Here is a 10737-nt window from a genome sequence, read left to right as displayed (position 1 = left end):
CCATTCCGAACACAGAAGTTAAGCCCACCAGCGCCGATGGTACTGCTAACGCGGGAGAGTAGGCCGCCGCCAGTTTTTATTTTATTTTTAAAAGTCTCATGCATATTGCATGAGACTTTTTTTTGGTCTATACTTTTTTGTTTTTGTATTCCACTTTTTACCGTTTACCATTCCCACTTTGTCATCCCGAAGGGAGCTAAGCTAATTCAACTTTTCAGCTATCATTTGGACTTTCAGTTTCCTATTTGTAATTATTATTGCCTGAAAATTTGTTCATTAATCTGATAGTTTTAAGTAAAAATATAAATTTATTATTATTGAACATGTTGATTATGATTCATATATGATTTTTTTTTATTGAACTTGTTAGGATTCATATTGTTTGTTGTTAAATAGTGTTAAAATATTATATTTGTGTTAAATCACATTATATAATTTATGAATAAAACAATAGTTAGGATTGGAATGTTTCAATCTGTATTTTTTTGTCTTAACGGATTGTACGGGCAAGTCGCAGATTCTACTAAAACTTCCAGGATTGATGAAATAGTTGTTACGGCTTATGGTGTTAAAAAAGAAAAGAAGGCTTTAGGATACTCTTTTCAGGATGTAAAAGGACAGACGCTTGTTGATGCCAAAGAAACTAATGTAACAAATGCTTTAGCTGGTAAAGTCTCGGGGCTTCAGGTTATAAAAGCAGGCTTTGGACCCGCATCTTCATCAAGGATAAACTTGAGGGGGTTTAATTCGTTTAAAGGAGACAATCAGCCCTTAATTGTTGTAGATGGAGTACCCTTAAGCAACAACCTGGGTTCTAAGCCTAGAAAAAATGATGGAAACTATAACAATGATTTCTGGAATCCGGATCTCGATATGGGTAATGGCCTTAGTGATCTGAACGCTGATGATATAGAAAGTATTTCAGTTCTTAAAGGAGGAGCAGCCTCTGCATTATACGGTTCGAGGGGAGGTAACGGAGTTATTCTGGTTACAACTAAAACTGGTAAGAAAAAAGGAGGATTAGGAATTAATTATTCAACAAGTTTAGGATTCGAAACTATTTTTATGAAGCCTGATATGCAGCAGAGTTTTGGCAGAGGCAGTTTTGGAGCATTTGATCCTGATAAAAGTGAAAATACCTCTTCCTGGGGGCCTGCTATTACAGGAAAAGTATATGATAATCTGAAAAACTTTTTCAAGACAGGTATTAATTCTCAGCATAATCTGAGTTTTCAAAGTAACTTGGGAGAAGGTTCTAGCTTATATACTTCTGCAGCTTATTTAAATGATAACAGCCAGATTCCCAACTCAAAATATGAGAGATTCAATTTCATGGCTAAAATGAACTCAACTTTTGGAGCCAATAAAAGATGGACTTCTGAGATGAAAGCCCAATATATAAGTACTAAGGCAAAAAACAGACCTTCAGGAGGACAGGGCGAGGGTAATTATTATCCTGTTTTGCTGCTTATGCCCCAAAATATTGATGTTAGGGATTATCGTGAAGGACAGACTCAGAATGAAGTCAACTCACGCTGGATAAGCCCCAATGCTATTAATCCTTACTGGACGGCTTACAATGCTCTTAATGCCGATAAAAAAGATAGATTCGTATTAAATGGTTTCCTTAAATATCAATTCAATGACTGGTTAAGTGCTGATGTAAGAGTAGGAACAGATTTTTATTCATTAAATTCTGATGCCAGAGTTTGGACGGGATCTTCACGTAAAAATTCATATGCAACAAATGAAGAAAAATTCTATGAAAATAATTATATAGCCAGCCTTACTGCTAAAAAAGATAATTTATTTGGGAAGTGGGGAGGATCAGTTTCTCTATATGGTCAAATGATGGAGAGCAGAACTAAGGCAATGTATTTTACTACACAAAATCTTATCCTTCCCAATGTTTTTAGCGTAAGCAATACAAGTGATCTCGCAGCAATAGCCAATAATGAAATTGACTTGTGGAAAAAAATCAATTCGGTTTTTGCTTCCGCAGAAATCAACTATGATGGATATTGGTTCATTAATGCTACAGCAAGGAACGACTGGTCTTCTACTTTAAGTGTTGAAAACAGATCATACTTTTATCCTTCTGTAAGCACCTCATTAGTTCTAACGGAAATGTTGAATAAGATGAATGGAAAGACTTCCAAAATACTAACTTTTGCTAAACTGCGTGCGGCATATGCAATAACAGGTAATTCTCTTAATCCATATGAGTTGTATAATGATTATGTTCCTTCTACAGATCCAAACGGACATATTATATTGAGTAGGAAGAAAATTCTTTACAATGCAAATTTGCAGGCTGAGAAATTGAAGACTTTTGAAGTTGGTGTTGATCTTAAATTTTTTAATAGGATTTCTTTAGACGTGAGTTATTTTAATAATAATGCAACAAAACAACTCATCGATTTGCCAATGAACCCTCTTTCCGGATATGAAAAGATGAAGATAAGTTCGGGAGGACTTCATAATAGGGGAATTGAAGTAGTTGCCAATTCAGATATTTTTAGAAACGATAATTTTGTTTGGAACGTAAATGCAAACTTTTCTAAGTTGAAAAGTGTCATCGACGAAATTAATGATCAGGTATCCATATATCCTTTAGGAGGATTTGATAATGTAGGCTTTTTTGCTGAAGTAGGAAGACCTTACGGGACTATTTATGGCACTAAATTTTTGAGAGTGGAAGATCCCAACAGTCCCTATTTTGGTAAATTAATCGTAGATGGAAATGGATTGCCTCAATCAGGAGGAATGGCTTATTTGGGAGATCAGAATCCAAGAGCTTTATTTGGAATTACAAATAGTTTTGTTTATAAAAACTTTGGGCTTTCTTTTCTAATAGATGGAAGAATAGGAGGTAAATTTTTCTCATCAACACAAGCCGCATTACAAAAAGCAGGACTTGCCAGGGATACAGCTCCAGGAGGCAGACGTGACAATTTGGTTGTAGATGCAGTAATAGAACAGAATGGTGGAGGATATACTGTTAATACTAAAGAAATTACCCAACAGGATTATTGGACTGCTGTTACAAACGGTAACCTTGGGATCACAGAACAAAATATTTATGATGCCACTAATATAAGATTAAGAAATATTCAGGTATCCTATAATTTTCCTAAAAGTATATTTCAAAAGTTAGCTTTACAAAGTGCAAAGGTTTCATTCACAGCAAATAATGTTTGGATGATTTATAGTAAGGCAAAAGGAATAGATCCAGAATCTGTATTTGCAATCAATTCCAATGCAGTAGGATTTGAAAATTTAGCATTTCCTACAACAAGATCATATCTATTCACTATTACATTAGGCTTTTAAACCTCAAAAATGACATCATGAAAAAATATATTCTACCTTTATTAACATTCACAATAGTTTTAACTGCATGTAATGATTTTGAAGATATTAACAAAGATCCCTTTTCTGTTGATATTAGTAAATCTGAACCAGAATATTTCTTAAATAATTCAATCCTTGGAGCTCAGCAAGATCCAAATATAGCGGAAAGAGTTTTTGTACTGTACTGGAAAACAGCAGCAAGACAACATCTATCAACAGGAATTGCTGGCGGATCATATGATGATTCCTGGAGTTCAGAATATTGGAAATACATTTCGGAATGGCTGAATAATGCAAATGCCGCCATTCAGGTTGCTAATGAAAAGAAGGCTTTAGGTCAAAACAAACCTTATTATGACAATATCATTCAGGTCTCCAGAATCTGGAGAGCTTATCTGATGAGTGAATTTTCTGATAATTTCGGACCGCAGCCTATTCAGGCATTTCAAGGTACGAATCCAACATTTAATTCTGAAAAGGATGTTTATTACTTTATTCTAGACGAACTAAAAGATGCGGCTGCTAAAATGGATACCAATCAGGGAGCTCCTAATAACCCTAATGCTTATGATATGGTATATGGTTTCAATTGGGGTAAGTGGGTAAAATATGCTAATTCTATGAGAATGAGAATTGCCATGAGAATTTCAGAAGCAGATCCGGCAAAAGCTAAAACAGAATTTGAAGCAGCTGCCAATTCTAATATGTATATCGGTACCAGCTCTGATAATTTTACGGTAGCAGAAAAACCTGGGTGGGACCCGCTGACCGGAGTGATGTCCAGAGAATGGAATTCTCAGATCTTATCAGCAACACTTAATAATTTATATATTGGTTTAGGAGGAATCAATTCTACAGATCAATTACCGGTAACACAACATACAGCTATAAAAAATTCTGACTATATCGGCATAAAATATGACCAGCAATTCACAACCATGACGAATGATCCCAGTGCTGGATATTGGTTGGATGGCCTTCCCAACAAAATAGATCCAAGAGCCTATAAAACATTTTATATTCCCGGAGATTTAACAAGTCCGATTTATTCCTTATATCCAACTTATACCAATCAGGCTACAACAAATTATGGTGATTTGACTTTTGCCGATAACTCCAAAATCACAGTTAATGCAGTTAATACCTGGAATGCCTACACAATTGGAAATTGGGGTGTAAAAGGACAGAGAAATGCATTGAGGAATGTAGTAGGATGTATGCCTGCACTAGGTAAACAATATCGGGAAAGCAAAAACTCCCGAATATTTTTTGCAAGCTGGGAAACCTATTTTCTGATGGCAGAAGCGGCATTGAAAGGATGGGCAGTTCCAATGAACGATGAAGCTGCTTATAACAAAGGAATACAGGATAATTTTACTTATAACGGAGTCTCTCAGTTTTATGGCCAGTATATTACCTCAACAGATTACAACAGAGATGGAACTTCAGTTTCTTATGGTCATACAACTGAACCTGGAGTAAGTCATATCATGAAATATAAAGATCCTGTAAATGGTAATTTAGTGTCTGTCGATATTAAATATCCTGTGAATACAATTTATAAAAACGGAGCATTTAAAAATGATAAATTAACCAAGATTATTACCCAGAAATATCTGGCCAACATGCCATGGTTACCCTTAGAATCATGGAACGACCAAAGAAGACTGGGATTGCCATTTTTTGAGAACCCTGCAATAGAGGCCCCTTTGGTTAACCTTCCCAATCTGAATTCAGGGAATTACATGACGAACTCTATTAAAAACTTTCCACAAAGGTTAAAATATCCAAGCACCTTCAGAAATACTGACCAGGCAGGATATGATAAAGCCGTACAACTGCTGGGAGGACAAGATGCTGTACTCACTCCGCTCTGGTGGGCAAAACACTAATTCTTTCCTTTAAAAATAGATCCTTTTCAATAGCTGAAAAGGATTTGTTTTTTACCGTAAAGTTGTATTTATGAAAGCGTTTCTTATTTCTAGCTTTATATTTTATTATGTATCAATTTGCTGCTACCGTAAAAACTACTCGCGCACCATAGGTAGACGCAGGAATTGTAACAGAGACACCGGATACTTGCAACAGGAGAGTAATCCCCGAAAGAGTTATACTGTTGCTCAGCCCTAAAAGTCCGGTGAAGGTTATCGTTACAAATGTTACATCTGTAGCCTCCGGTATTGTGATGTAATTAGTTCCACCGTTGATGGTAGCAGAACAAACAAGGCAGACTCCGTTGATGGTGGCAGTTCCTCCCGTTCTTTTTGCTGCAAGGACCATAGCGCTGTTCCAGGGATTGGAAACATAATGCATACTGATTTTCGCACCCGTGCTTGTAAGAAGGTTTAAAAAAGATCCCGGTAATGTACCGGACATTACTATTTGATTACTGGTTGTATTATCGTAAGTTCCCGTATAGTTATTTCCTGCTTCAGTAATGGTAGGTACACTGGCAGTCCAATTTCCGGAGATGCTTACTGTCTGCGCGCGCAGGCAGCTGCATGCTGTTAAAAGGATAATGCATAAATGTCTTTTTAAGAAAGTTTTTCTGAGGAAACGGCTATTCATTTTCATGTTTCATGTTTATTCTGTGATGGTGTAGACAATAGTAACAGCTGTATTGGTTTGAGCAGATAAATTGGCATAAGTACCGGGAACCAGGGAAATTGTAAGACGATGTCCGTTATTGGTTCCGTTTCCTGTGTATGCTCCTCCAATACCGCTTATAATTGTAGTTGGAGTGGTGCTAAGGGTAATCTGCGCTGCTGCTGTTCCTAATGTACCTCCTCCTGAACCGGAAGCTGCCGCAGCCTGTAATCTGATATTCACACCGGGAATGGTCTGGTTAACAGCTGCTGTAATTCTTCTGGTAAGCCCTCCGGAAGTAATGGCAGAAGTATAATTGATCCATTTTGAAGTATTGGGGGTAGGATTACCAAGAGCATTTCCCGCTTCTGTAGGTGCGGTGAAACTTAAAGTAATATTTCCTGCAGGCTCTATGTCCATTAATGTGACAACAGGTAAAACTATAGTAACATTAGTCTGGGAATACAATAATCCGGACAAAATAAAAGATACTAATAATATGGAGCGTGTCAGAATCATTTCTTATTTTTTATTTCGTTATATCCTACTTTTAAGGATTCTTGTTGATATTTAACTTCTATTTGCTGTTTGATAATATGAATGCTTAATTTTTTTGTTTCCGAAGGTTTTAAAGTAAACTGAAATTTATCGGTTGAGATTTTATAGCGTTTATCAAGACCGTTACGGTAAAGTTTCACTGTCCATTCCCCGGGCTTGAGATACGTAAAGTCAAAATCATCCCCGATGAAACAAATTTTACGATAAGTCTGGTCATTACATACTGCTTCTATAACAATGCTTTCTCTTTTCTTTTTTCCTTTTTTTGCCTGTAAAGATTCAATATCACTCAGATTTTTCTCTTCTGTTTCCAGACATTCAATATGTCCCTGTATACCGGCAGCAGGGGCTAATCCGAAATTGAAAGTATTCTCTTTACTGGCAAGAGATAATGCAGCAGGAAAAGTTACAGTCGGAATGTCATTGATTTCGGTGGTAGAACGGTCTATTTCCAGAAAATAATTTCCTGGGATGACATTTTTAAACAGATAATTTCCCTCTTTGTCCGTAACAGATAAATAACTGCCTAGCATTAATCTTATGCCTTCAGTTCTCTTAATTCCAAGATTGCTTATATTTCCAGACAAAGAAATGTATTCTGCAGTTTTTTGCACCGGAATATTAGGCCGCCATGTATATCGTATTGAAAATATAAAATCTTTATCTCCTATCTGCCCGCGCTGCAATGAATATCGGCCGGAGAGATCCAGGTCATTTCCTGGAAATAACTGTTGATGAAATACAAGCTCAAATAAATTTCTGTCTTTAAAATATTCTTCAGGAATATAATTGTTCTGATAAAAAATACTCATATTGGTTTTATCAGAGAATCTACTGATGATTCTTGCCCCATAATACACCTGCTTTTGATTCAGCATCTGATATCGGGAAGTAAGTCCGTAACTTCCGAAAATATTAAAAGAAGTTCTGAATTTTTCAAAAGAAAGATTAGCCGAGTAGAAGCTTGAATTGCCATTGAACCCTGTCAGATAATTATCCGTTTTTCCAAACTGTCCTTCAAGATTAACAAGAAATATTCCGATTTGCTGATTGATGCTTACTCTGAAAAAACGTTCATAATAATCAAACTGCTTAGGCTCCAGACGATCCTGATATTTCTGATATCCGTTATTAAGAATCACAAAGCCGCTTGGCAGGTACTTGTACTGAATTCCGTATTGAAAATATTTTCTGTAAGGAGCGGCAAGAAATAACGTATCTCTCTGGAAATTTTTAGCATCCTGCATATAGTTGGCAAAAACACTGATCTTCTTGGATAGCCTGTACTGAATATTCCCGCTGAATGTACTCGTATTGGTAAAGTACCCTGCAAATTCAGGACTTGCTTTCATATACAGCAAATTTCCGTTCCATCTTTCAAAACTGACTTCTGCCTGCGCCATATAAGCCGTTCCTTCTGTTTTTTCTGTTGTGCTGTAAGCAAATTCTCCGGAGATATTGATATTCTTAGAGATCTTAAACTTCCCCTTGGCATAAGGCAGATGGGCTTGAGAATCTAATCTTATATTTCCTAAATTAGGGTCTTCTTTTCTAGGCATTTTGTATAGATATCCTACAGAAATTTCAGATTCTTTCCGGATCTTAAATGCAGAATAAAAATTAAACTCATCCTTGATATCTCTGAAGAATCTTGGATGATTATAAAACCCACCCAGACTTACTTTATTGAAATCATATCGGATCTCTGCCCCGCGTCCATATCTTGCAAACTCGGTTAGATAGGAAGACGAATAAGTTTTATCGCCTAAATGAACAAAAAGATTATCCCGTCTGTAATTCACAAAATATTCTTCATACTGTGTAAAAGCATTAAACTCTACAGGATTGTGGGTAACAGCCCGAAACTCAATCTGATTTTTATTTTCTTTATCCAGTGTTCCCTTACCGTAAATCTCACCCTGAAAGCCGTCATGATATACTCCCATATTCTTCATCCCGATAAAAGACAATGAAGCTGCAACGGGCAGCCGATGATAAATGTCAATATTTGATGGTTTTACAGAGATCACCTGAGTACTCGTATAAACACTTTGGTTCTCCTTGGGATTACCTTGGGAATACACCGAAAGATTTAGATTCTGAAATTCATTTTGCCCAAGTTCGGGATTTGTTGCCTTATGAATGGTAATAATTTTCGATTCGTTAGGCACTAAAGTAATTGCGTCATCGTGATCAATAATGGCATTTTTGCTTTCAAGAATAAGGTTCTCCGTTACGTTTCCATTATTTTTTAAAAGGAAGGAAGCACGGATGGCTTCTCCTGCTCTTGTAAACTCAGGAGAGTCCAGCACCGTAAGAGAAAGCTTTCTGTTTCCGGAAACCGTAATGTGTGAAGTTTTTGTAAAGGATGTTCCGTTTGACCGGTCTGTGATATTCAATGTTACAGAATAGTTTCCTTGTGCAGTTTCTGTAGCGATACGTACAGGAACAAGATATACAGATGTTTCATGCGGAGCGATCTGAGATTCCCCTTTTGCTAAAATAGGACTGATGAGCGGGCTTGAAGTTGCCACTGAGATATCATATATTTTATTTTCTGTCGAAGGATTCTCCAATGTAAAAGGAATAGAAGTAGACATTCCCGGCATTAAGCTATCTCTTTTATTGACCAATTGGTTCGACTGTTGTTGAGAAAAAGCAAATAGCGGGAATAAGGATATAATAATAAATAATGTCCAGGTTCTAATCATTTTTTACTTCTAGTTCCACATTGAGCGCGAAAGCGTTCTCATCTTCGTCAGTAGCTATTACAGTAGCTTTGTATTGGGCCGGTGGTACCTTGCTTATATCAATATAAAATGTCTTGGAAGTAGAAGGGAGTAATCCCATCGTTAGACTTGAAAAAGTGCCTATTTTTTCTCCAGTTTTACGATTGTAGATTTCAATGGATGCAGTGGGTTTACAATAGAGATTACCATTATTGGCTATTGCAATTTTTACAGTCTGCTTCCCTTCTTCTTTTTCTACTTTGATACTTTCAAATGTAAGGTCCGGTTTGGCCTTTTCCGTGTTATAATCTGTGATGACCTGAATAGCATACCGTATAACAGAGCTGATGCTCACTCCCGGCTGCTTATCAGTAGGCTTTATATCATCTACTGGCTCTACTATAATTACACTCCAATAGCTTCCGGGATCTTTCACCTGATCCGGAACGGTAATTTCGTAGAATACCTCTGTTTTTTCTTTGGCTTTAAGGGTAACTAAATTCGTGTTGAGTTTAATCCAGTCTCCGTTAGTCCTTTTATTAGCGTGTAAAGCAGTATAATTAATTGTTCCATCGGAATGATAAGTGAAGTCCTGCAAAAATAATTTTACACTCTGTGGAGTATTACCTGTATTCTCAATCGCCACTTTCCCCTTGTAAACTTTTCCGTTTTCTATTTTGTAAGAATGCGTAAGACCGTTGAGAACCACAATGCCGGCATGTAGAAAACTAAACTGCAAAATCAGAGTGATTAAAAAAAGAATACGCTTGATCATTATATAAATTTTAGAGTTAAATAATTGATAATACAAAAGCAGGAAGAAACTGGAATACAATTTCTTCTTGTCTTTGAAATGCAGAATTGAATTTTTATTTAAATTCTAATTGTCTGATATCGTGTATGTAACGGTGGCTACTGTAGTGGCTGTTGCCTGTAGATCTGAATAGACCGCTACTCCGCCAGGTCCGCTTCCGGCTGCAAGAGCATATGTAAGGTTATGCCCATTATTGGCACCATTTCCCGTATAAGCACTTCCGATACCCGAAATAATAGTCTGGTCCGCTGCACTTAACGTTAGTAATCCTGCAGAAGTACCTAAAGTCCCTGCACCTGAGCCAGAAGCCGGAGCAGCAGTTACGTGGATATCAATCCCCGGAATGATCGCATTAAGCTTTACTGTAACGTTACGGGTAGGATCTGCAACAGATTTTATGGAAGAATAATTAAGCCATAAAGTAGTATTAGCTGCACTTGGCGTTAGTGGGTTTCCAGCTTCTGTTGGGGCTGTAAATCCTAATGTAATATTTTTCGTGGCAGAAGGCTCAATATCTACCAAAGCAACTTCCGGAATAGAAATTGTGATAGTGTGGTTGTCTGTATTAGTATCCTGAGCATTCAGATTTACTGATACAGCAGTTGCAAATAAAGACAGAGCAATAGTTAATTTTAGTTTTTTCATGATGCTGATAATTAGTTAAGTGAATATAACAAAATTCAGCAAAATGTGAAA

7 protein-coding genes are annotated in these 10737 nt (G+C 36.7%); 2 read left to right on the top strand and 5 right to left on the bottom strand.

Going from position 1 to position 10737, the window contains the following annotated elements; translation table 11 throughout:
• The first annotated feature begins 438 nt into the window (after positions 1–438).
• Positions 439–3333, top strand: coding sequence for a SusC/RagA family TonB-linked outer membrane protein (locus tag F3J23_RS21475; protein ID WP_167033593.1), 2895 nt, complete (start codon positions 439–441; stop codon positions 3331–3333).
• A gap of 17 nt (positions 3334–3350) precedes the next feature.
• Positions 3351–5246, top strand: coding sequence for a SusD/RagB family nutrient-binding outer membrane lipoprotein (locus F3J23_RS21470; RefSeq protein WP_167033591.1), 1896 nt, complete (start codon positions 3351–3353; stop codon positions 5244–5246).
• A 112-nt stretch (positions 5247–5358) separates the two neighbouring features.
• Here the strand turns inward: F3J23_RS21470 and F3J23_RS21465 are convergent, their stop codons facing one another.
• The 5 genes from F3J23_RS21465 to F3J23_RS21445 form a co-directional block, all read right to left on the bottom strand.
• Entirely contained in the window at positions 5359–5928 is a 570-nt protein-coding gene (locus F3J23_RS21465; protein WP_167033589.1) for a hypothetical protein, read from the bottom strand.
• Between the two features lie 9 nt (positions 5929–5937).
• Positions 5938–6459: a hypothetical protein gene (locus F3J23_RS21460; protein ID WP_167033587.1), complete on the bottom strand. Its 522-nt coding sequence runs from the start codon at positions 6457–6459 to the stop codon at positions 5938–5940.
• Positions 6456–9209: a hypothetical protein gene (locus F3J23_RS21455; protein WP_167033586.1), complete on the bottom strand. Its 2754-nt coding sequence runs from the start codon at positions 9207–9209 to the stop codon at positions 6456–6458. The genes F3J23_RS21460 and F3J23_RS21455 overlap by 4 nt, the downstream gene beginning before the upstream one ends.
• Complete coding sequence (locus tag F3J23_RS21450) at positions 9202–10002, bottom strand: WxL protein host-binding domain-containing protein (RefSeq protein ID WP_167033584.1); 801 nt, start codon at positions 10000–10002, stop codon at positions 9202–9204. The genes F3J23_RS21455 and F3J23_RS21450 overlap by 8 nt, the downstream gene beginning before the upstream one ends.
• A 105-nt stretch (positions 10003–10107) precedes the next feature.
• A complete protein-coding gene (locus F3J23_RS21445; protein ID WP_167033582.1) occupies positions 10108–10686 on the bottom strand; it encodes a hypothetical protein in 579 nt (192 codons plus the stop codon).
• Positions 10687–10737 lie beyond the last annotated feature (51 nt).

It is taken from the genome of Chryseobacterium sp. Tr-659, from assembly GCF_011752975.1.
Lineage (GTDB): Bacteria > Bacteroidota > Bacteroidia > Flavobacteriales > Weeksellaceae > Chryseobacterium.
Note: the sequence above shows the minus strand (reverse complement) of the source record. Positions and strands in the feature narration are given on the sequence as shown.